Below are 21,967 nucleotides of genomic sequence, written 5' to 3'. Positions count from 1 at the left end.
CGGTCTCAGCTCTCGAACTTCGCGTACGAGGGGTCCAGGTCACGAACCTCGGCGGAGGCGTGCAGCGCGAGCCCCTCGGGCTGCTTCAGATACGTCCGCAGCAAGTCCAGTGCGGCCTGGGTGAGCCGGGCCTTCGTCTCGTCGGTGCGTCCGGCGAGCAGCGCGATGTGGATGTGCACATGGGCGTGCCCCTCGGCTTCGGGGCCGACGACGATGTCCTCGGTCGGGCGGAACCGGCTCTTGCAGGCCGGTGGCTTGGCGGCCGCGATCTCGACCGTCGCCTCGTGCAGCGCTTGGGCGAATCCACGCCGGTCGAAGCCGTCCGCGAGGTCGGCGGAATAGTCGACGGTGATCTGCGGCATCAGTACTCCTGTTCTGGACCAGTGGACTCACCTTAGACAGGCCCCAACCGCAGGGCCAGCATCGCGATGTCGTCCTCGCGGTCGCGGCCGAAGCAGCCCAGCAGCACGTCGCACAGGGGGTCGAGGCCGGCCGGGGCGTCGGCGGCGGCCGTGCGGAGCTGGTCCATGGAGGTCGTGAGGGGGACGCCGCGGGTCTCGATGAGGCCGTCGGTGACCATGAGCAGGCGGTCGGTGCGGTGCAGACGGCACTCGGTCGCCGGGGGCCGCTCCAGCCCCAGCCCGAGCAGCGGACCGCAGACGTCGGCGTACCGGGCAACACCCCCGTCGCGCAGGATCAGGGGCGGGATGTGGCCGGCGTTGGCGATCCGGACCCGTCCGCTGCCGGGGTCGACCAGGGCCAGGCACACCGTGGCCGTGACATCGGGGTGGTACCGCTGGAGCATCCGGTCGAGGCGGGCGGCCAGTACGACCGGGTCGCTCTCGTCGACGCAGTAGGCGCGCAGGGCGTGACGGATCTCGACCATGACGGTGGCCGCGTCCAGCGAGTGCCCGACGACGTCTCCGACCGCGGTGAGCACCCCGTCGCGGGTGCGCAGGGCGGCGTAGAAGTCGCCGCCGATCTCGGTCTGCTCGGAGGCGGGCACGTAGCGGACGACGATGTCGACGCCCGGCAGGTGCGGCAGCTTGTGCGGCCGGGGCAGGAAGCTGTGCTGGAGGGTGAGGGCGACGTGCCGTTCCACCCGGTACATCAGCAGCGGTTCGGCGGCGAGCGCGGTGGCCTGGGCGAGGCGGGCGCGCAGCCCGTCGTCCGCGGGGTCGCTGATCACCGTTCGCCGCACGGGCGTGGCGAGGCACACCGTGGTCCCGCCGTTCTGGGCGCTCGCCACGGTCAGGCGGGCGTCCTCCTCGACGCCCGGCCGGAAGATCCCGGCCGGCCACAGCGGCGCGGGGACGACACTGGTGTGCACGCCGGAGCGGCCCTCCGCGAGCCGGGTGACCAGCCGTGCCGCCGCCTGGTGTGCGTCGCCGTCCGCCGTGGGGCGGCCCCGGGCGGTGGCGCGGTGGGACTCGCCGTCCGGGTCGATGACGTACACCACGGCGGGCGAGCCGGTGAGGGCCGCTGTGCCGTCGGCGGCGGCGGTGGCGAGTTCCCGCGGACAGCGGGCCGCCTGCACGGCGATGATGGCCTCGGCCAGCAGCGTCAGCCGGTGGACGACGGTCTCGGCGCCCGTGCCGCGGCGGGCTCCGCGTACGGCGGCCCGGACGACGGCCTGGATCTCCAGCGGCTCGGCCGGCACGGTCAGATACGCGTCGCCGCCGGCGTCGAGTCCCCGGCACCGGTCGCCGGGCGCGGTCGCCGCGGCGGAGAAGTGGACGACGGGCAGTGCGGCCATGGGCGGCCGGGCCCGGACCCGGCGGCACAGTTCGAAGCCGCTCATGTCGGGCAGGCCGACGTCGACGAGGGCCACGTCGGGCAGGGTGCCCTCGCGCAGCCGTGCGTCGAGTTCGACGAGCGCCTCACCGCCGCTGGCTACGGGCACCACCCGGTGGCCGGCCCGTTGCAGCACCGCGCCCATGGCGTACCGGCTGGCCGCGACGTCGTCGACGACCAGCACGGTGGTGCCGGGGCTGTGCTGCCTGCCGCTGGCGTTCATGTCGGCGGCCCCTCGGGGCGTGTGGGTGGGGCGGACCGTGGGTCACGGCCCGCCCCACCCAACGTAGTGCGCTATCCGGCGGTCCGGGTGAAGACGGCGACCGTGCGCCCCGGAACGGCGAACGTGCCCGATTCCGCCGCGTAGGAGGAGGACTTGACGGTAGAGTCCGCCCCCGCCGCCTGCACCGGGTGCAGCCGGTAGCCGGTCCCGGCGAGCGCGGCGACCCGCTGTTCCCGTCGCTGTGGCGTGGCGTTGAAGACGACGACGAGGTCACCGAGCCGCATGGTGATCACGCCGGGTGTCTCGTCCTTGCCGGACAGCGGGAAGGAGAGCCGGGACTGCACCTGCTCGGCGGTGCCGAGGGAGAAGTCCTTCTCGGTGCTCCGGATCCGCAACAGGTCGCGGTACGCCGCCGAGGTGCCCTCGATCTGCTCGCAGCCCACCTCGACCGTGTTCAGCAGAGGCTTGGCGTACGGCCACTTGTCGGCGTTGTCGGCCGCCATGGGCAGCCCGCGGCCGAAGCCGTTGCCGTCCTCGCACCTCCAGTGGACGGCGTTGAACCAGTCGCCGCTGTCGTAGGAGTTGCGGTCCAGGGACTTGGAGCGCAGCAGGTCGGTGCCCGCCTGGGAGAGGGCCGGCCCCTGCGAGAGGGTGGCCGTCGCCATGGCGAGGACCTGCATCCGGGCCCGGTCGGCCGCGCTCGTCGAAGCGGGCAGTTTGAAGGCGAGCGCGTCGAACAGGGACTCGTTGTCGTGGGCGTCGGCGTAGGCGAGGGCGTCACCGGGGGCGTCGGCGTAGCCGGCGGGGGCGCCGTTGTAGTCGACCTCGGAGCCCGTGACCTCCCGGCCCGCGGTGTCGGTGAAGCGGTACCCGGCGAGGTTGCCGGAGAGCCCGACCTTGATGAGGTCCTGGTAGTGCCGCAAGCGGGCCTTCTGCTCGGCGGGAGTGCCGTTGTTCTTCGAGGAGTTGGGTGCGGTGTACAGACCGGACGCGAAGCCCTGGACGCCGGGGTCCTCGTCGAAGGGGCCGCCGCCGCGCACCGCGTCACGGGCACGGTCGGAGAAGGTGGCGATGCCCGTCCCGGCCATGTTCTTCTGCGTGGCCTGCGTGAACCGGGCGTCGTCGGCCACCTCGCCGAAGTTCCAGCCCTCGCCGTACAGGATGATCTTCTTGCCGTCGACGCCGTCCTCGGCGAGGGTGAGCGCGTCGAGGGCCTTCCTGACGGCCAGGATGTTGGCCTTCGGGTGGTGGCCCATGAGGTCGAAGCGGAAGCCGTCGACCTTGTACTCCTTGGCCCAGGTGACGATCGAGTCGACGACCAGCTTGCCCATCATGGTGTTCTCGGTGGCGGTGTTGGCGCAGCAGGTGCTGTTCGCGACCGAGCCGTCGGCGAGGAGCCGCTGGTAGTAGCCGGGGACGATCCGGTCGAGGACGCTCGTCTTCTCCTGGCCACTGGCGGCGGTGTGGTTGTAGACGACGTCCATGACGACCCGCAGCCCGTCGTCGTTGAGTGCCTTCACCATCTTGCGGAACTCGACCGTGCGGACCGTGCCGTCCGGGTCGGTGGCGTAGGAGCCCTCGGGGACCGTGTAGTGGTACGGGTCGTAGCCCCAGTTGTAGGCGTCCTTCGCGGCGATCTTCCCGACGCACTCCTGCTGTCGGTCGGAGTCGGCCGGGTAGGAGGCGAGGTCGCAGTCGGTCGTCGCCTGGTCGGCCTTCCTCTCCGGGATGGTGGCGATGTCGAAGGCGGGCAGCAGGTGGACGTACGACGTGCCCGCCTTCGCCAGCTCGCGCAGGTGCCGGGAGCCGTCACTGGCCTTGTCGGCGAAGGCGAGGTAGGTGCCCGGGTGCTTCGCCGTCCGGTCCTCGACGGAGAAGTCGCGGATGTGCAGCTCCTGGATCTGGGCGTCCCGCAGCGGCACGGCCTTCGGCTTGGTGTACGCCGACCAGCCGGAGGGCTTGAGCGCCGTGTCGTCCAGGTCGACGACGAGGCTGCGCTTGGAGTCGGCGGTGAGGGCGAGGGAGTAGGGGTCGGTGACCTTGTTGGTGACGACCTCGCGGACGCTGGGCGCCCACACCGTGACGACGTACCGGTAGGGCTTGCCCTTCCAGGACTTCGGGCCGGTGACGGACCAGACGCCGGTGCCGGCGTCGCGCCGCATCGGGACGGTGGAGTCACCGATCTCCAGGGACACCCGCTGCGCGGTGGGCGCCCACACGGACAGCGTGGGGCGGTTCTTGGGGAACGTCGGTCCCAGGTCGGCCTTCGTCGCGTCGTAGAGGTCGTCGAGGACACCGGCGATCTGGACGCCGGTCGCCGCGAGGACGGCTCCGTTGGCGGCGTGCTGGGCGGCGACGACCTGGCCGCGCAGGGCCTCGCGGACCCGGTCGCGGTCGCGCGGGTCGACGCTCCAGGCGTCGTACGCCTTCAGATGCGGGAACTTCGCCTTCTGCGCGTCGGTCAGCTCGCTCTTCGTCAGGCGCAGCCACTTGGCGTCACCGGTCAGGGCGCCGTCCTTGACCGCGAGGGAGCCGTCGCGGGAGTACAGCAGCTGGGTGGAGGCGGCGGCGTCGGAGCCGTTCCAGGCGAGGGTGTGCCGGTCGATCCAGACGGCCTTGGAGGTGGTCAGGTCGAGGGCGGCGGCGCTTCCCGCGGGCTGCGGGAGCAGGTGCTTCTCCTGGCCGCTCACCAGCCACACCTCGTGGCCGTTCGCCTTGAGGTCGAGCGACCGGTCGGTGGGCAGGTCCTTCTCGTCCCCCTTGTGCAGGATGTAGCTGAGGCTGGTGGCTCCGTCGGTGAGCGGTACCTCGAAGACTGCGCCATAGGAATCAGTCTTGACCGGCTTGAGGGGGTTCGACCAGTCAGTGGGGTCGGCCGCGCCGGTCCAGACGTGCAGGCCCCAGCCGTCGTAGTTCCCTCCCCCAGAGCCGAAAGCCTGGGAGGTACCCCCAGCCCGGTGGTAGTGCAGGACGGCCTTGCTCGTGTCGGGCGCCGGATACTCGGGGCGCTCGGTGGTGACGGTGTCCTTGCCCTGCTCGATCCAGACCTCGCCGGTCCTGGTGACGTCGATCGTGCGGTCGGTGGAGACGTCCTTGGTGCCGTCCTTGTCGATGACGAGGAAGCCGACGCTGGAGGCGCCGGGCTTGAGCTTGACCCAGGCGAAGGCGCCGTAGGCGTCCCGGCCGGTGAAGGGGCGGCTCTTGGGCCATTCGGTGGCCTCGCCCTCGGCGAGGTCGCCCCAGGCGTACAGGCCCCAGTCGGCGTAGTCGCCGTCGGCGCGCTTGTAGTGGACGATCGCGTAGTCGCGCATGGACGCGGTGGGCGGCTCCGCGGCGGGCGGGGTGCCGGTGGTGGAGGCGGCCAGGGCGCTCGCTTTGCGGCCGGCCGAGTCGACGACGACGGCCTTGTAGCGCAGGGCGGTGCCGGGCGGCACGTCCTTGCCGATGGTGTGGGTGACCTTGTAGGGGGCGTGGTCGGCGGAGCCGAGGACCCGCCACGTGCCGTGGCCGGTCTGCGCGGCGAAGACGACCCGGTTGAGCTGCCCGCCGTCGACGTCCGCGGTGACCTCGACCGTGCCGGTGGCGCCGGCCGCCGGGGCCTTCAGGGTGAGGGTCGGCTCGGTGGCGGGCGGGGCGAGCCGGCCGGCCGCCTTCAGCACGATCGCCGAGCCGGCCGGGACGGTGACGGTGAGCTTCTTGCCGCCGTCGCTCTTCGGGGCGGCGTCGGTGCCGTGGATGCTCTTGAAGGTCATGCCGGCCGAACCGGTCGGGAAGGTCGCGGTCTTCTTCTCGCCGGCGTTGTTGAAGGCGACGACATACTCGGTGCCGGTCCTGGCGTCGGTGCGGGAGAAGGCGTAGACGCCCGGGCCGTCGGCCGCGTACCGCTGTTGCTGGACACCGTCGGTGAGGGCCGGGTGGGCCTTGCGGAGTGCCGCGAGGGCGCTGATCCGGCGGTAGAGCGGTGCGCTCGTGTCGTAGGCGTCCTCGGCGTGGGTGCGGTCGGTGCCGATCCGGTCGTCGTCGAGGTAGTCGGCGGTGCGCGAGGCGAACATGCTCTGCCGGGCGTCCTTGTCGCCGCCCGAGCCGGTGAAGCCCTGCTCGTCGCCGTAGTAGACGACGGGGTTGCCGCGGCTGAGGAACATCAGCTCGTTGGCGAGCTGGTCCTTCTTGAGCAGTTCGGCGTCGGTGGCCTTCGGGTTGTCCTGGTTCAGGAAGAACCCGATCCGGCCCATGTCGTGGTTGCCGAGGAAGGTGACCTGCTCGTACGCGTTGGCCTTGCCGGTCGTGTACTTGTAGTCGTCACCGAAGACACCGGCGAGCTTCTGGGCGCTGCCGCCCTGTGAGGCGTACTGGCGGGCCGCCTCCTGGAAGGGGAAGTCGAGGGTGGCGTCGAGCCGGCCCTGGGTGACGTACGGGGAGGTGACGTTCGTGTCGGCCGAGTAGACCTCACCGAACATGAAGAAGTCGTCCCGGCCCCGCTTGGCGGCGTAGGCGTCGAGGGCGGTGGCCCACTGTGTCCAGAACTCCATGTTGACGTGCTTCACGGTGTCGATCCGGAAGCCGTCGATGTCGAAGTCCCGCACCCAGCGCTGGTAGATCTTCTCCATGCCGCGGACGACCTCGGGCCGCTCGGTCCACAGGTCGTCGAGTCCGGAGAAGTCGCCGTGGGCGGAGCTCTCACCGGCGAAGGTGGAGTCGCCGCGGTTGTGGTACATCGTCGGGTCGTTGAGCCACGACGGCACCTTGTTCTTCTCGGTGACCACCGGGGTGCGCGGGAAGGAGTCCCGGTCGACCGCGGGGAAGCCGCGCCGGCCGTCCGCGTAGTCGGCGTCGTCGAAGGGCACGCCGTCCTTCGTCAGGTACGGGAACGCGCCCTTGGAGAGGTAGTCGTACGACTTCTCCTTGTAGCCGACGACGTCGGCCGTGTGGTTGGTGATGACGTCGAAGAAGACCTTCATGCCCTTGGCGTGGGCCTTGTCGATGAGGGTCTCGAGGTCCTTGCTGGTGCCGAAGTGCGGGTCGACCTGGGTGAAGTCGGTGATCCAGTACCCGTGGTAGCCCGCCGACGCGTTCGCCCCGGTGCCCTGTACGGGCTGGTTCTTGAAGATCGGGGCCATCCAGAGGGCGGTGGTGCCCAGGCCCTTGATGTAGTCGAGCCTCTTGGTCAGGCCCTTGAGGTCGCCGCCCTGGTAGAAGCCCTTGTCGGTGGGGTCGTAGCCGGTCGACAGGCGCGAACCGGTCAGGCCGCCCTTGTCGTTGCGCGGGTCACCGTCGGCGAAACGGTCCGGCAGGACGAAGTAGAACTGCTCACGGGTGGCGTCGTGCCGGGCGGGCTCGGCGGCCAGCCGGGCGTCGGACGGAGGCGCCGGCGGGGTGGCCGCCCCGGCGGCGAGCGGCTGGACGAGTGCCGCGGTCAGCGCGGTCGCCATGACCGCGGCGACCCGTCCGGCACGGGCGGTTCGGCGCCTTGAGGGCGCACGCCATCTCGGTATCACTGACGTGGACTCCTTGCGTTGCGGCTCTCTCGGGTCCGACCCCGCGCGACCGTATCGCCGCCGAAACCCTTACAGCAAGAGTTCTGAAACCATTGGAAAGAACTTTCAGCCACCGGAGTTGGTCCGGCACGGCGGCCCCAGCCGTCACAGGACGTGCCGCGGGGGCCGCTCGCACCGGGAAGGGGTGTTCTTCCGCGTCAGCAGGCGGACTTGCCCACGTGGATCGCCAAGGCCGTGCGCGCGCCCAGGGTCGCCGTGAACCGGCCGCCGGAATCCACCGTCACCAGCGTGTTGTTCTGCACGTCGCAGTACGTCCCCGCCGGCAGCGAGGTCCGGTAGGTGCGGGTCAGGGAGCCGGACTCGTGGTTGACGGCCACGAAGCCCTTGCCGCCCCGGCCGAAGGCGATGGCGTCGCCGCCGTTGTCCCACCAGTCGGTGACCGCCTGGCCCCGGGTGGCGTTGCGGAAGCCGACCATGGACTTGATCTCCGGCCAGTTGTGCTGGCACTTCCAGCCGTCCCGCCAGCAGGCGTTCACCTGGCCGCCGTTCGGCGGACCGGCGTCGTGGTCGGTGAACTCGTAGCCGGAGTTGATGTCCGGGGCGCCGTAGGGCCAGGCCAGCATGAAGACGTTGGCCAGGGTGTAGGTGGCGTTGTCCTTGTAGCTGAGGGTGGAGCCGTTGCGCTCGGTGTCGTGGTTGTCGACGAAGACGCCGGAGACGCCGCTGTTCATGTAGCCCCAGCCCTCGCCGTAGTTCTTCAGGTAGGCGAGGTTCTCGTGGAGGAAGACCCGCTTGAGGTCGTAGGCGTAGCGAAACTCCTGGACGTCGCCGTTGCCGGTGTACTCGGTGGGCTGGACGGCCTCGCCGGCGCCGTGGATGACCTCTTGCTTCCAGTACACCGACGGATTGTTCAGCCGGGACTTGATGTCGGCGAGGTCGGCCGCGTCCATGTGCTTGGCCGCGTCGACGCGGAAGCCGTCGACGCCGAGGGAGAGCAGGTCGTTCATGTACCCGGCGATCGCGCCGCGGACGTAGCCCTCACCCGTGTCGAGGTCGGAGAGACCGACCAGCTCGCAGTGCTGGACGTTCCAGCGGTCCTGATAGTTGCCGATCCGGCTCGTGCAGTCGTCGAAGTCGGGCGCGGAGTACAGGCCGGGGTAGGTGTACTTGCCGTACGACGAGCCGCCGGTGCCGGTGCCGCTGCCCGCCGCCATGTGATTGACGACGGCGTCCACGACGACCTTCACCCCGGCCGCGTGACACGTGTCCACCATGTTCCGGAAGGCCGTGCGGTCGCCGAGCCGGCCGGCGATCTTGTAGCTGACCGGCTGGTACGAGGTCCACCACTGCGGTCCCTGTATGTGCTCGGCAGGTGGGGAGACCTGCACGTAGCCGTATCCGGCGGGGCCGAGGGCGGTGGTGCACTCGCGGGCGACCGAGGCGAAGTTCCACTCGAAGAGGACGGCGGTGACGTCCTTGGTGCCAGGCGGAGAGGCCTGCGCACCAGTCGGGTTCATGACAACCGACGCCGCGGTGAGCGCGGCGACGGCGAGGTATCTGCGTGCCATGTGGGGCTTCCTTCTTCGTTGAAGGTTCTTGCTGCAAGGTTCACAAAACCTTGCGGTGACGCAGATAGTAAGGGCCCGCCGCCCGAAAGGGCAGCGGGCCGTACGGAATTCAAAGGAAAATCAGGCGCGGTCCCCCGCGGTCGCGGTGGTCCACCACACCGTGGTGTCGGCCGGCACCTTGGCCTCGTCGTCGACCTCGACGATCTCCCCGCTGGCCAGCAGCACCCGGCCGTACGCCGGCATCGCCACCGACTCGCCGGTGGTGTTCGCGACGCACACGAACTCCCCGCGCCGGAAGGCCAGCACGCCCTCGGGCGCCCGCAGCCACTCCACGGACGTGCCGGCCCCGAGGCCGGCCTGCTCACGGCGCACCGCGAGCGCGGCGCGGTACAGCTCCAGGGTCGAACCGGGCTCGCCGGTCTGCGCCTCGACGCTCAGCTCGCCCCAGCCCTCCGGCTGCGGCAGCCAGCTGCCCCCGGCGCCGAAGCCGTACGACGAACCCGTCCGGGTCCACGGGATCGGCACCCGGCAGCCGTCGCGGAAACCGTCCTGACCCGCGCCCCGGAAGTACGCCGGGTCCTGGCGCACCTCGTCCGGCAGGTCGACGACGTCGGGCAGGCCGAGCTCCTCGCCCTGGTAGATGTAGGCCGAGCCGGGCAGCGCCAGCATCAGCAGGCTCGCCGCCCGGGCCCTGCGCAGTCCCAGTTCGCGGTCGCCGGCCAGGCGGATCTGGGTGCCGAGGCCGGGCGGGTTGGCGAAGCGGGTGGCGTGCCGGGTGACGTCGTGGTTGGAGAGCACCCAGGTGGCGGGGGCGCCGACCGGGCGCATGGCCTCCAGGGTCCGGTCGATGACCTCGCGCATCTCCGCCGCGTCCCAGTGGGTGCTCAGGTACTGGAAGTTGAAGGCCTGGTGCAGCTCGTCCGGGCGGACGTAGTTCGCGGTGCGCTCGATGGTGGGAGTCCACGCCTCCGCCACGAAGATCCGCCCACCCGTCTCCCGCCACCACCCTTCTGACGAAGGCCCTTCGGGCCCCTTCCTTTCCGCGTACTCGTCGAGGATCAGCCGCCACTGCCGGTAGATCTCGTGCACACCGTCCTGGTCGAAGAACGGCATGACATCGTTGCCCAGCAGTTTCAGCTGATCGTGGGATCCAAGGTCGGGCAGCCCTTCCGCCTTCACCAGGCCGTGGGCGACGTCGATCCGGAAGCCGTCGACGCCCATGTCGAGCCAGAACCGCAGGATGGAGCGGAACTCGTCGCCGACGGCCGGGTGGTTCCAGTTGAAGTCGGGCTGCTCCGGGGCGAAGAGGTGCAGATACCACTCGCCGGGCGTGCCGTCGGGCTCGGTGACCCGGGTCCAGGCCGGGCCACCGAAGATCGACTCCCAGTCGTTGGGCGGCAGTTCGCCGTCCTTCCCCTTGCCGGGGCGGAAGTGGTAGCGCTCCCGCAGGGGGGAGCCGGGGCCCTCGGCGACGGCCCGCTTGAACCATTCGTGCTGGTCGGAGGAGTGGTTGGGGACCAGGTCGACGATGATCCTGAGGCTCAGCCGGTGGGCGTCGCGGATCAGTGCGTCGGCGTCCAGGAGGTTGCCGAACATGGGGTCGACAGCGCGGTAGTCGGCGACGTCGTAGCCGGCGTCGGCCTGCGGTGAGGCGTAGAAGGGGCTGAGCCACACGGCGTCCACGCCGAGGTCGCGCAGGTACGGCAGACGGGTGCGGACACCCTCCAGATCGCCCATGCCGTCGCCGTTGCTGTCGGCGAAGCTGCGCGGGTACACCTGGTAGATCACCGCGTCCCGCCACCAGTCGCGGCGCTTGGCGACGGCCAGTGCGGACATGGGGGTGGGGGCAGGTGCGGCTGAGTGCTGGCTCATGTCGTCCTTGATGCGTAACAGGAGGTCGGTCATGGAAGGCGTGGGTGGGGTGACGAGGCGGCCGCGGCACAGCGGGGTCGGATGGGCGCCGCGGCCGCCTCGGGCTTGTGACGTGCGGTTCGGGCGTACCCCGAGGGGCGCGCCGTCACCCCTTCGTGCCACCCGCGGTGAGCCCGGTCACCAGGTTCTTCTGCACGAGGTAGAAGAACAGGGCGGCCGGTATCGCGATCAGCACGGCCGTGGCGGCCATCAGGTTGCGCTGTGCGTCGTGCTCGCTGACGAACGTCTGCAGACCGACGGCGAACGTGTACTTGTCGTCGCTCAGCATGAACGTCGAGGCGAACGCGACCTCACCGAAGGCCGTGAGGAAGCTGTAGAACGCCGCGACCGCGAGGCCGGGCTTGGCGAGCGGCAGGATGAGCCGCGCGAACGTGCCGAAGGGGGTCAGCCCGTCGACGCGCCCGGCCTCGTCGATCTCGAACGGGATGGTGTCGAAATAGCCCTTCATCAGCCAGGCGCAGTACGGCACGGTCGTCGTGCAGTAGACCAGGATGAGACCAAGGTAGCTGTCGATGAGCTGCAGATCCGAGAGGATCTGGTACATCGGCACGATCAGTACCGCGATCGGGAACATCTGGGTGACCAGCAGCACCCACATCAGCTTGCGGTAGCCGGGGAACCGCATGCGGGAGACCGCGTAGCCGGTGGACGCGGCGACGATGACGCCGATGAGCGTGGCGCCCAGCACCACGACCAGCGTGCTCTTCAGCCAGTCGAAGAAGCTGGTGTCCTGAAGGACGAACGCGTAGTTGTCGAGCGTCATCTTGCCCCAGATGCGCCCGGGGTGGAGGTAGTCGTCCTTGTCCGGGCCGAGGGACAGGAAGACCAGCCAGGCGACCGGGAAGAGCGCGGTCAGGCTCGCGAGGATCAGCACGGCGTGCGAGGCGAGCGAGGCCCTGCGGCTGCGTTCGCCGCGGTGGCGGACCTTGCCGGGGGTGGGCGCGGGACGCCGCTCGCCGGCCGGGGCGGAGGTCTCGACGGTGGTCGTACTCATGGGGAACTCCTGCCTCAGATCGCGAGCTGCTGGTCGTTGCGGTTCAGCCAGCGGCGGTAGAAGGAGGTGAAGACGATCAGGATGGACAGCAGCAGGATTCCGTAGGCGGCGGACTGCGCGTAGTCGCGCGGTTGCTGCCCGAAGCCCAGCTGGTAGGCCCAGGTGACGAGGATCTGGGCATCCGGCGCGGTGTTGCCGAACAGCAGGAAGATGATGGCGAACTGGTTGAAGGTCCAGATCACGCCGAGGAGTACGACGGTGGTGCTGACGGACCTCAGTCCGGGCAGGGTCACGTACCGGAAGCGCTGCCAGGCGTTGGCGCCGTCCATCTCGGAGGCCTCGTACAGGCTCCCGTCGATCGACTGCAGGCCGCCGAGCAGCGAGACCATCATGAACGGCACGCCGCACCAGGTGTTGACCATGATCGCGGCGAACCGCTGCCAGAAGGTGTCCTCCAGCCACATCGGAGTGGGCAGGCCCAGGCCTCCCAGGGCGGTGTTGATGACGCCGCCGTCCGCGAGCATGAACCGCCAGCCGAAGACGGTGACGAAGGTCGGCACCGCCCAGGGAAGCACCAGCAGCATCCGGTAGAGCGTGCGGCCGCGCAGCTTCTGGTTGAGCAGCAGGGCGAGGCCGAGACCGAGGCCGTAGTGCAGGGCGACGCAGGCCGCCGTCCAGAAGACCGTCCACAGGAAGTGCGACCAGAAGCGGTCGTACGCCGTCGGGCCCCACAGGATGTCGGCGTAGTTGTCCAGGCCGATGAACTTGTAGGTGGCGTCGATCTCGTTGACGCCGATCGTGCGGGCGGTGTTCAGGCTGGTGGCGTCGGTGAGGGTGAGGTACAGGCCGTACCCCAGCGGGTACAGCACGAGGACGCCGAGGACGATCGCCACCGGGGCGATCATCGCGTAGGCGTACCAGTGCTTGTGGAAGCCGTTCTTCAGCCGCTGGGCCGGTCCGGGTCGCGGTTCCCGCTCACCGTGCCGCTTGCCGGTCGCTCGGTCGATGGCGACTGTCATGGTTCGACACCTTCTGGAGGTTCAAGGAGGTCAGGGGGGCGTCTGATGGATTTCCGCGGGCGCCGCGGAGATCCGTCGGGCGCCCCCTGGGGGCTGCCGGGCTGCAGGCGCGGGCCGGTGGCCGCCGGGTCCCCCCATGACAGGGGGACCCGGCGGCCAGGCGGCTGTCACTTGGAGAAGTCGGGCACCAGCTTGGCGATGGCGGTCTCGGCGTTGCCGAGGCCCTTGTCCAGGGACTCCTTGCCACCGGCGATCTTGATGAGCTCGTCGTCGAGCGGCCCCCACAGGGAGCTGTACTCGGGCAGCGCCGGGCGCGGCTGGGCGCTGGCCAGCACGCCCTGGTAGCCGGCGATACCGGGGTCGGCCTTGACCTTGTCGGTGTAGGCGTCCTCGCGCGTGGGGAGCGTGGAGTTCTTCAGCGCGATGGTCTCCTGGGCCTTCGCCGAGGTCATGAAGTTGACGAACTTCATCGAGGCCTTCTGGTGGGCGGCGTCGGAACCGGCGTAGACGGAGAGGTTGTGGCCGCCGGTCGGGGCGCCCGCCTTGCCGGTGGAGCCGGCCGGGACGGTGGCGATGCCGAGGTTGTTCTTGTCCTTGAAGGCCGAGCCCTTGTAGAAGTTGGTGATCTCCCACGGGCCCTGGACGATCGAGGCGACCTTGCCGCTGACGAACGCCTCCTGGATGTGGGCGTAGGCGTCGGCGGTGGTGTCGGCCCTGTGCAGGCCCTTGCCGGAGAAGAGGCTCTTCCAGGTGCCGTACGCCTTCTTCGCCTCGGGCGAGGTGACGGTGATCTTCTTGGCGTCGACGTCGACGGTGTCGGTGCCCTCGCCGTAGAGGAAGGACTGGGCGTAGTAGGCCTGGGTGGAGCCCCAGTAGCCGTCGACGCCGGTCTTGTCCTTGATGGTGGCGGCGGCCTTCTTCAGGTCGTCCCAGGTCTTGGGGGCTTCCTTGATGCCGGCCTTCTCGAAGAGTTCCTTGTTGTAGACGAGGGCCAGGGTGTCCGTGGTGAAGGGGACGCCGTAGGTCTTGCCCTCGTACGTGGCCTGCTCGATCAGGCTGGGCTGGAACGCGGCCTGGTCCTTCAGGGCCTCGGTGCCGTCCAGCGGGGCGAAGAAGCCCTTCTTGGCGAAGGCGGGGGTCCAGCCGACCTCGGAGCGCAGCACGTCGGGGGCGCCCTTGGAACCGGCGGCGGTGTCGAACTTGTTCTGCGCCTGGTCGAAGGGGACGTTGACGTACTTGACCTTGATGCCCTTGTTGGCGGCCTCGAACTCCTTGACCAGGGCCTGGTAGGTCGGCGCCTCGTTGGTCGCGTTGGAGGTGTCCCACCAGGTGATGGTGACCGGACCGTCGGCCTCGTCGCCGCTGTCGCTTCCGCCGCAGGCCGTCGCCGCCAGGGCGAGGGACGCCACCAGAGCGGTGGCCGCTATGCCACGCCGCATGAGTTCTCCTTGAGGGTGAAGCCCGTTCGTGCTGCCGACTGCGCCGTTGGCCGCCGGGCGTCGGTGAGATTAGCCGCGCTGCAACGCGTTGCGAAAGACCTTGCAGCAAAAAGGTGCAAGAGGTGTGGATGGTTATCCCGCCGTGACCTCCCCTCGACCGCCCTGAAGCCCGGACTCACGGCTGTTCGGCGGGGAGTCGGACAGCTGTGCAAGACTCTGCAAGCACTTGCCATCCGTTTCCGCCGGGGGAATCATCCGTTGCGGATCGGACGCCGACCACGACTTCGAGGGATCGCGATGACCCAGCAACCCGCAGCGGGCCGTGCGACGGCGCGCCCCCGGCGTCCCGTCGGTGTGCAAGGAGATTCCCGGCCGCTACAGTCCAGTGCTGTGACCACACGGCTTGCCGACATCGCTGTGCAGGCGGGGGTGAGCGAGGCGACCGTCAGCCGCGTCCTCAACGGCAAGCCGGGCGTCGCCGCCACCACCCGCCAGTCCGTGCTGGCCGCTCTCGACGTGCTGGGCTACGAACGCCCGGTCCGCCTGCGCCAGCGCAGCGAGGGACTGGTCGGGCTGATCACCCCGGAGCTGGAGAACCCGATCTTCCCGGCCCTGGCCCAGGTCATCGGCCAGGCGCTGACGCGGCAGGGCTACACGCCGGTGCTGGCCACCCAGACCCCGGGCGGCTCGACCGAGGACGAGCTCACCGAGATGCTCGTGGACCGCGGGGTCGCGGGCATCATCTACGTCTCCGGACTGCACGCGGACACCACCGCCGACATGCAGCGCTACGACCGGCTGCGGGCCCAGGGCGTGCCCTACGTGCTGGTCGACGGTTTCTCGCCGAAGGTGCAGGCGCCGTTCATCTCCCCCGATGACCGTGCGGCGATGAGCCTCGCGGTCACGCACCTGGTGTCCCTGGGGCACACCCGGATCGGCCTGGCCCTCGGGCCCAAGCGGTTCGTACCGGTGCAGCGCAAGATCGAGGGGTTCGTGCGCTGCGTGCAGGACCAGTTGGGCCTGGGCGCCGAGACCGTCGAGACGGAACTGGTCCAGCACTCGCTGTACACGCTGGAGGGTGGCCAGGCGGCGGCCACGGCGTTGATCGGGCGCGACTGCACGGCCGTGGTGTGCGCCAGCGACATGATGGCGCTGGGCGCGATCCGGGCGGCCCGGCAGCTCGGTCTGGACGTGCCGAAGGACATCTCCGTGGTCGGCTTCGACGACTCCCCACTGATCGCCTTCACCGACCCGCCCCTCACCACCATCCGCAAGCCGGTCCCGGCCATGGGTCAGGCGGCCGTGCGCACCCTGCTGGAGGAGATCGGCGGGACTCCGGCGCCGCACAGCGAGTTCGTGTTCATGCCGGAACTGGTGGTGCGCGGTTCGACCGCTTCGGCGCCCGGGGAACGCGGTCGTTCCTGAGGCCTGTGGCCTGATGCCGCCGTAGGACATGCGGCCCGGGCGGAGCCGCGGGATGATCGGTGGGTAAGTCCTTTTCTGGCAGACTTTACGCCTATGGGTGAAACGACCGTAACGAAGCCGGAGGGCCTGGAAGCGGCCCTCCCGGACCCCGTTGCGGCCGATACGGGGCGTGGTCCGCTGCGCCGGCTGCGCACCCCCCGCCGGCCCCGGTTCTGGTTCGAGATCCTGCTGATCGCGGTGAGTTACTGGACGTACTCGCTCGTCCGCAACGCCGTGCCCGAGCAGAGAACCGAGGCGCTGCGCAACGCCGACTGGATCTGGCAGGTCGAGCACCATCTGGGCATCGCCGTCGAGGAGTCGGTCAACCACGCCGTGAACTCCGTGCATTGGCTCATCGTCGGGATGAACTACTACTACGCGACGCTCCACTTCATCGTCACCCTGGGTGTCCTGGTGTGGCTGTACCGTCGCCATCCCGGCCGCTACGCGGCGACCCGTCTGGCCCTGTTCGCGACCACGGCCGTCGCCCTGGTCGGTTACTACCTGTATCCGCTGGCGCCCCCGCGGCTGATGAACGGCGGCGACTTCATCGACACGGTCCTGGTCCACCAGACCTGGGGTTCGATGGCGTCCGGCGACCTGAAGCACATGTCCAACCAGTACGCCGCGATGCCGTCGATGCACATCGGCTGGTCCCTGTGGTGCGGGCTGACGATCTTCGCCCTGGCGAGCGTCCCCTGGGTGCGGGTGCTGGGCCTGCTGTACCCGGCGCTGACGCTGGTGGTCATCGTGGCCACGGCCAACCACTTCTGGCTGGACGCGGTCGGCGGCCTGCTGTGCCTGGCCTTCGGGTTCGCGGTGGCGACACTCTGGTACGGACGTCAGCCGTATGCGCTGCCGAAGGTGGTGCCCACGCGCAGGCCGGGCGGGACCCGGCCGGCGGCCGAGCTGTCGGACGCTCCCTAATGTGCTGCGCCTGAAGTTCCCAGGCGGTTCCGGCTGAGCCACGGACGCTCGACGCGCCTGGTTTGGCGGCGGGAATCCGACCGCAGAGGCGAGAGAGAGTTGCGGACGGATTCAGGCGCGGCACACTAGCGTTCGGCGACGCCGTAGAACAGTTCCTCCACGACGCCGCGCGCCCGGCGGGCCGTCCGGCGGTAGGCGTCGAGCATGTCGCCCGCGTGGCCGGGGCCGTACCCGAGGTACCGGCCCACGGCGGCCAGTTCCCTCGGCTCCGTCGGGAAGGTGTCGCCGGCCCGGCCGCGCACCAACATCACCGCGTTGCGGACGCGCGTGGCGAGGACCCAGGCCTCGTCGAGGATCGCCGCGTCCTCGTCCGTCATGAGCCCGGCCCCGCGGGCGGCGGCCAGGGCCTCCCGGGTGCGCGTGGTGCGCAGGCCCGGCTCCGCCGAGCCGTGCCGCAACTGCATGAGCTGCACCGTCCACTCCACGTCGGACAGGCCGCCCGGGCCGAGCTTGGCGTGCAGCTTGGGGTCGGCGCCGCGCGGCAGCCGCTCGGACTCCATGCGGGCCTTCAGCCGCCGGATCTCGCGTACCGCCTCCTCGGCCAGCCCGTCCGCCGGATAGCGCAGCGGGTCGATCAGCTCGATGAAGCGGCGCCCCAGCTCCTCGTCGCCGGCGACCGGCTCGGCCCGTAGCAGCGCGTGCGACTCCCACGTCAGGGCCCACCGGCGGTAGTACGCCTCGTACGACTTGAGGGTGCGGACCATCGGGCCCGACTTGCCCTCCGGGCGCAGGTCGGCGTCGATCAGCAGGGGCGGGTCGGCGCTGGGGATCTGGAGCAGCCTGCGCATCTCGGAGACGACCTTGTTGGCCGCCTGGGACGCCTCCCGCTCGTCGACGCCGTCGCACGGCTCGTGCACGAACAGCACGTCCGCGTCCGAGCCGTAGCCCAGCTCATGCCCGCCGAACCGGCCCATGCCGATGATGGCGAAGCGGGTGGGCAGGCCGTCCTTCCAGCCGTCGCGCACGACAGCGCGGAACGTGCCGGCCAGGGTCGCGGCGGTCAGGTCCGACACCGCGCCGCCGACCCGGTCCACCAGGGCGCCCTGATCGGCCTCGGCGGGCTGCTCCTCGGTGCCGTAGGAGCCGACGATGTCGGCCGCGGCCGTACGGAACAGCTCGCGGCGGCGCACACCCCGGGCCGCGGTGACCGCCTGGGCGCCGCCGTCGGCGCGTCGCACCGCGGCGAGTATCTCCTGCTCCAGGTGGGCGCGCGGCCGGGGTTCCAGGCCGCCGCCGTCCCCGTCGCCGAGCAGGGCGACCGCCTCCGGGGCGCGCATCAGCAGGTCGGGCGCGAGACGGCCGGCGGACAGCACGCGGGCGAGGTTCTGCGCGGCGGCGCCCTCGTCGCGGAGCAGCCGCAGGTACCAGGGCGTCTTGCCGAGGGCGTCGGAGACCTTGCGGAAGTTGAGCAGGCCCGCGTCCGGGTCGGCCGAGTCGGCGAACCAGCCGAGCAGCACCGGCAGCAGGGTGCGCTGGATGGCGGCCTTGCGGGTGACGCCCGAGGCCAGGGCCTCCAGGTGGCGCAGGGCGGAGGCCGGGTCGGCGTAGCCGAGGGCGACCATGCGTTCCCGGGCCGCCTCGGTGCTCAGCCGGGCCTCGCCGGTGGCGAGTTGGGCGACCGCGTCGAGCAGCGGCCGGTAGAAGAGCTTCTCGTGCAGCCGGCGTACGACGGTCGCGTGCCGCCGCCACTCGCGGTGCAGATCGGCGACCGGGTCCTTGCGCAGTCCGAGGGAGCGTCCGATGCGGCGCAGCTCGGCCTCGTCCTCCGGGACGAGGTGGGTGCGGCGCAGCCGGAACAGCTGGATGCGGTGCTCCATGGAACGCAGGAAGCGGTAGGCCTCGTCGAGCTGGGCCGCGTCGGACCGGCCGACGTAGCCGCCGGCGGCGAGGGCCTCAAGGGCATCCAGGGTCGTACCGCTGCGCAGAGAGGTGTCGGCCCGGCCGTGCACCAGCTGGAGCAGCTGCACGGCGAACTCGACGTCCCTGAGGCCGCCGGGGCCCAGTTTCAGCTGGCGGTCCACCTCGGCGACGGGGATGTTCTCCACGACCCGGCGGCGCATCTTCTGTACGTCGGACACGAAGTTCTCGCGCTCGGCGGCCTTCCACACCAAGGGCTGGACGGCGGCGACGTACTGCGCGCCGAGGTCGAGGTCGCCGGCCACCGGGCGGGCCTTGAGGAGCGCCTGGAACTCCCAGGTCTTGGCCCAGCGCTGGTAGTAGGCGAGGTGACTGGCGAGGGTCCGGACGAGGGGGCCGTTGCGGCCCTCGGGCCGGAGGTTGGCGTCGACCGGCCAGATGGAGCCCTCGACGGTGGTCTCGGAGCAGATCCGCATCATGTGCGAGGCGAGCCGGGTGGCGGCGCGGACGGCCTTGGTCTCGTCGGTGCCCTCGGTGGCCTCCCCGACGAAGATGACGTCCACGTCCGAGACGTAGTTCAGCTCGTGGCCCCCGCACTTGCCCATCGCGATGACCGCGAGCCGGCACAGGGCGGCGTCCTCGGGCGCGGCCGCCTCGGCGATACCGAGGGCGGCGCGCAGGGTGGCGGTGGCGAGGTCGGCGAGCTCGGCCGCGGACTCGGCGACGCCGGTCGTGCCGCAGACGTCCCGGGCGGCGATGGACAGCAGACAGCGCCGGTAGGCGACGCGCAGGGAGACCGGGTCGGCGGCCTCGGCGAGACCGGCCTCGAACTCCTCCACCCCGGGGTGCAGGTCGTAGGCCTCGTACATGACGAGCGCCTGCCAGTCGTCCGGGTGCCGGGTGAGGTGGTCGGCGAGGGCGGTGGAGGCGCCGAGCACACCGAGGAGGCGGTCGCGCAGGGGCTTGGCCGCGATCAGGGTGTCGAGCAGTTCCCGGCGGGCGCCGGGGCTCTGCTGGGCCTCCAGCAGCCGGACGAGGCCGAGCAGCGCGAGATCGGGGTCGGCGGTGGCGCCCAGCGCCTCCAGCAGCACCGGGTCGTCGCGCAGGGCCACGAGCTCGGGGCTGTCCAGGAGCCGCTCGGCGGCGGAGGCATCGGTGAAGCCATGCCGCAGCAGTCGTGTGAAGGTACTGCTCCTGCGCCCCGGCGCCGCCGTCATCCGGGCCTCCCTCGCACTGTTCCTCGGACGTCCATCGGATCAAGGTCGTACGGCTTTGAGCCTAACCGCACGGGCCTGGGGAAGCGCCGGTGAGTTCGGTGGGCGGACGGGGTGCGCGCGGCGTCCGGGGCGGGGCGCGGCTACGGGGACCGGGCGCGGCGAGGGAGGAACGGTACGGCGGTTTCCGGCCACAGGGGGTATGCGAGGGCCATTTCCCGTACGGCGCAGGCCGTGCGGCCGTCCACTCGGTGGCGGCGCGCATCGTTTTCGGCTTCGGTGAGGGGAGCCGTTCAGCCGGCTTCGACCGGACGGGGCGGCTTCTCATGAGGCCGGACGAAGGAGTCACGCCATGGACATCACCCTCGAAGTCATCCCGCTGCCCGTGACCGACATCGATCGCGCCCGGGACTTCTACCGGGACAAGGTCGGCTTCCACGTGGACATCGACCAGGAGGTCATGCCCGGGATGCGGATCGTGCAGCTGACCCCTCCGGGCTCCGGCTGCTCGATCGCCCTGGGCGAGTCGATCTGGCAGATGACCCCCGGCCCCACCCCGGCCCCGGGCTCCTACCAGGGGCTGCAACTGTGCGTGGCCGACATCAAGGCGGCCCACGCGGAGCTGGTCGCGCGCGGCCTCGACGTCTCGGAACCCGTCCAGTACTCCCCGGACGACGGCGCCACGTTCATGCACTTCCAGGACCCGGACGGCAACGGGTGGGCGGTGCAGGAGTACCGGCGCAGGGCCACGGAGCCGCTGCACCAACTGCTCGCGGATCTGAAGCGGCGGCAGGCCTGAGGAGCCCGGAGAAGCCGGTCAGGAATCGAGAAGCACGGGTGCCGGAGCGCGGTTAGCGTCGTTGTCATGACTTCCCTCGCATCCGTCACCCTCGAGGTGGCCGACCCCGCCGCCGCCGGCCGCTTCTACTCGACCGCGTTCGGCCTGGACGACCGGCTGCGCCTGCGGGCGTCGGAGGCACCGACCTCCGGCTTCCGCGGGTTCACGCTGTCGCTGGTGGTCGCCCAGCCCGCCGATGTGGACGCCCTCGTCGAGGCGGCCGTGCGGGCCGGCGCGACGACGCTGAAGCCCGCCGCCAAGTCGCTGTGGGGCTACGGGGGCGTCGTGCAGGCCCCCGACGGGACGATCTGGCAGATCGCGTCGTCGTCGAAGAAGAACACCGGCCCGGCGACCCGGCAGGTCGACGAGGTCGTCCTGCTGCTCGGCGTGGAGGACGTGAAGGCCAGCAAGCGGTTCTACGTGGAGCACGGTCTGGCCGTGGCGAAGAGCTTCGGCGGCAAGTACGTCGAGTTCGCCACCGGCACGGGCCCGGTCAAGCTGGCCCTGTACAAGCGCCGCGGCCTCGCCAAGGTCGCCGGTGTCTCCCCCGACGGCACGGGCTCGCACCGCCTCACCATCGGCGCCGACGCGGAACCGTTCACCGACCCGGACGGCTTCGCCTGGACGACGGCGTCGCACAACGCGTCGGTGTGAGCGCGCCGGGGACGTCCGCAGGCCCCGGCGAAGGGGACCTGCGCGGGCCGGGCCCGTGCAGCGGAACAGGGTACGGCCGGGGCTCGTCCAACGGAACCGGGCGCGTTGGGGCTCGCCCAGCGGAACCGGGCGCAGCCGGGGCTCGTCCAGCGGAGGGGGCCGACGGTTCGTGACCCGCCGGCCCCACTCACCGGACAGCGCTCACCCCGCTCCGGCGGGCGCTACAGCGCCGGAAGGTTCTTCCGCAGCTCGAACGCCGTGACCTCGCTGCGGTACTCCTCCCACTCGGACTTCTTGTTGCGCAGGAAGTGACGTCAGACCGGAGCGACCTCGCGCGATCGACGTCGACACAGCGCTGACCTGTGCTCGGGCGGTCGTCATTGGTCGTTGTTGGTCGCTGCGGGCCGCCCTTCGACGGCCCAGAGACGGCCCGGCGACACTGCAAGCCCTGACCTCTTCATCACGACCCGATCAGCCTCGTCGCTGTTC

At 70.7% G+C, this 21,967-nt stretch carries 13 protein-coding genes and 1 pseudogene; 4 read left to right on the top strand and 10 right to left on the bottom strand.

The genetic code is table 11. The annotated features are described in order from the left end of the window. Positions 1-5: 5 nt before the first annotated feature. From QNO09_RS08950 to QNO09_RS08915, 8 genes are all read right to left on the bottom strand, one after another. The gene (locus tag QNO09_RS08950; RefSeq protein ID WP_283969544.1) at positions 6-362 is read right to left on the bottom strand and encodes a 5-carboxymethyl-2-hydroxymuconate Delta-isomerase; all 357 of its coding nucleotides are present in this window, start codon (positions 360-362) and stop codon (positions 6-8) included. A gap of 32 nt (positions 363-394) precedes the next feature. After that, positions 395-2,017 (bottom strand): SpoIIE family protein phosphatase, encoded by a 1,623-nt coding sequence (locus QNO09_RS08945; RefSeq protein WP_283969543.1) that lies wholly within the window; start codon positions 2,015-2,017, stop codon positions 395-397. Between the two features lie 71 nt (positions 2,018-2,088). Then, entirely contained in the window at positions 2,089-7,512 is a 5,424-nt protein-coding gene (pulA, locus tag QNO09_RS08940; protein ID WP_283969542.1) for a pullulanase-type alpha-1,6-glucosidase, read from the bottom strand. A 197-nt stretch (positions 7,513-7,709) separates the two neighbouring features. Continuing rightward, a complete protein-coding gene (locus tag QNO09_RS08935) occupies positions 7,710-9,080 on the bottom strand; it encodes an alpha-amylase (protein WP_283969541.1) in 1,371 nt (456 codons plus the stop codon). 120 nt (positions 9,081-9,200) lie between these two features. Further along, positions 9,201-10,985, bottom strand: coding sequence for a glycoside hydrolase family 13 protein (locus QNO09_RS08930; protein ID WP_502962270.1), 1,785 nt, complete (start codon positions 10,983-10,985; stop codon positions 9,201-9,203). Between the two features lie 112 nt (positions 10,986-11,097). Beyond that, the gene (locus QNO09_RS08925; RefSeq protein WP_283969540.1) at positions 11,098-12,006 is read right to left on the bottom strand and encodes a sugar ABC transporter permease; all 909 of its coding nucleotides are present in this window, start codon (positions 12,004-12,006) and stop codon (positions 11,098-11,100) included. Between the two features lie 14 nt (positions 12,007-12,020). Then, a complete protein-coding gene (locus QNO09_RS08920) occupies positions 12,021-13,025 on the bottom strand; it encodes a carbohydrate ABC transporter permease (protein ID WP_283969539.1) in 1,005 nt (334 codons plus the stop codon). A gap of 167 nt (positions 13,026-13,192) precedes the next feature. After that, positions 13,193-14,464, bottom strand: a complete 1,272-nt coding sequence (locus QNO09_RS08915) for an extracellular solute-binding protein (RefSeq protein ID WP_283969538.1) — start codon at positions 14,462-14,464, stop codon at positions 13,193-13,195. Between the two features lie 390 nt (positions 14,465-14,854). On the opposite strand from QNO09_RS08915, the gene QNO09_RS08910 reads away from it, so the two are divergent. Together QNO09_RS08910 and QNO09_RS08905 are read left to right on the top strand one after the other, a co-directional pair. Further along, positions 14,855-15,889, top strand: coding sequence for a LacI family DNA-binding transcriptional regulator (locus QNO09_RS08910; protein ID WP_283969537.1), 1,035 nt, complete (start codon positions 14,855-14,857; stop codon positions 15,887-15,889). 93 nt (positions 15,890-15,982) lie between these two features. After that, a complete protein-coding gene (locus tag QNO09_RS08905; protein ID WP_283969536.1) occupies positions 15,983-16,855 on the top strand; it encodes a phosphatase PAP2 family protein in 873 nt (290 codons plus the stop codon). A gap of 125 nt (positions 16,856-16,980) precedes the next feature. Here QNO09_RS08905 and QNO09_RS08900 read toward each other — a convergent pair whose 3' ends face one another. Next, complete coding sequence (locus QNO09_RS08900; protein ID WP_283969535.1) at positions 16,981-19,989, bottom strand: bifunctional [glutamine synthetase] adenylyltransferase/[glutamine synthetase]-adenylyl-L-tyrosine phosphorylase; 3,009 nt, start codon at positions 19,987-19,989, stop codon at positions 16,981-16,983. A gap of 349 nt (positions 19,990-20,338) precedes the next feature. Here QNO09_RS08900 and QNO09_RS08895 point away from each other — a divergent pair, with 349 nt between their 5' ends. Beyond that, positions 20,339-20,785, top strand: coding sequence for a VOC family protein (locus tag QNO09_RS08895; protein WP_283969534.1), 447 nt, complete (start codon positions 20,339-20,341; stop codon positions 20,783-20,785). 66 nt (positions 20,786-20,851) lie between these two features. Beyond that, positions 20,852-21,478, top strand: coding sequence for a VOC family protein (locus tag QNO09_RS08890; RefSeq protein ID WP_283969533.1), 627 nt, complete (start codon positions 20,852-20,854; stop codon positions 21,476-21,478). A gap of 221 nt (positions 21,479-21,699) precedes the next feature. On the opposite strand, the pseudogene QNO09_RS39890 reads toward QNO09_RS08890, so the two are convergent. Next, positions 21,700-21,786, bottom strand: a pseudogene (locus QNO09_RS39890) (glutamine synthetase); the annotation flags it as partial. Between the last annotated feature and the right edge of the window lie 181 nt (positions 21,787-21,967).

It is taken from the genome of Streptomyces sp. 378 (genome assembly GCF_030124145.1).
Lineage (GTDB): Bacteria > Actinomycetota > Actinomycetes > Streptomycetales > Streptomycetaceae > Streptomyces.
This window is presented reverse-complemented; position numbering and strand designations above follow the sequence as displayed.

Bases quoted from the DNA above. Each gene is read 5' to 3' on its own strand.
- QNO09_RS08950 (WP_283969544.1), bottom strand. From the start codon at position 362: ATGCCGCAGATCACCGTCGACTATTCCGCCGACCTCGCGGACGGCTTC.
- QNO09_RS08945 (WP_283969543.1), bottom strand. From the start codon at position 2,017: ATGAACGCCAGCGGCAGGCAGCACAGCCCCGGCACCACCGTGCTGGTC.
- QNO09_RS08935 (WP_283969541.1), bottom strand. From the start codon at position 9,080: ATGGCACGCAGATACCTCGCCGTCGCCGCGCTCACCGCGGCGTCGGTT.
- QNO09_RS08930 (WP_502962270.1), bottom strand. From the start codon at position 10,985: ATGACCGACCTCCTGTTACGCATCAAGGACGACATGAGCCAGCACTCA.
- QNO09_RS08925 (WP_283969540.1), bottom strand. From the start codon at position 12,006: ATGAGTACGACCACCGTCGAGACCTCCGCCCCGGCCGGCGAGCGGCGT.
- QNO09_RS08920 (WP_283969539.1), bottom strand. From the start codon at position 13,025: ATGACAGTCGCCATCGACCGAGCGACCGGCAAGCGGCACGGTGAGCGG.
- QNO09_RS08915 (WP_283969538.1), bottom strand. From the start codon at position 14,464: ATGCGGCGTGGCATAGCGGCCACCGCTCTGGTGGCGTCCCTCGCCCTG.
- QNO09_RS08905 (WP_283969536.1), top strand. From the start codon at position 15,983: ATGGGTGAAACGACCGTAACGAAGCCGGAGGGCCTGGAAGCGGCCCTC.
- QNO09_RS08900 (WP_283969535.1), bottom strand. From the start codon at position 19,989: ATGACGGCGGCGCCGGGGCGCAGGAGCAGTACCTTCACACGACTGCTG.
- QNO09_RS08895 (WP_283969534.1), top strand. From the start codon at position 20,339: ATGGACATCACCCTCGAAGTCATCCCGCTGCCCGTGACCGACATCGAT.
- QNO09_RS08890 (WP_283969533.1), top strand. From the start codon at position 20,852: ATGACTTCCCTCGCATCCGTCACCCTCGAGGTGGCCGACCCCGCCGCC.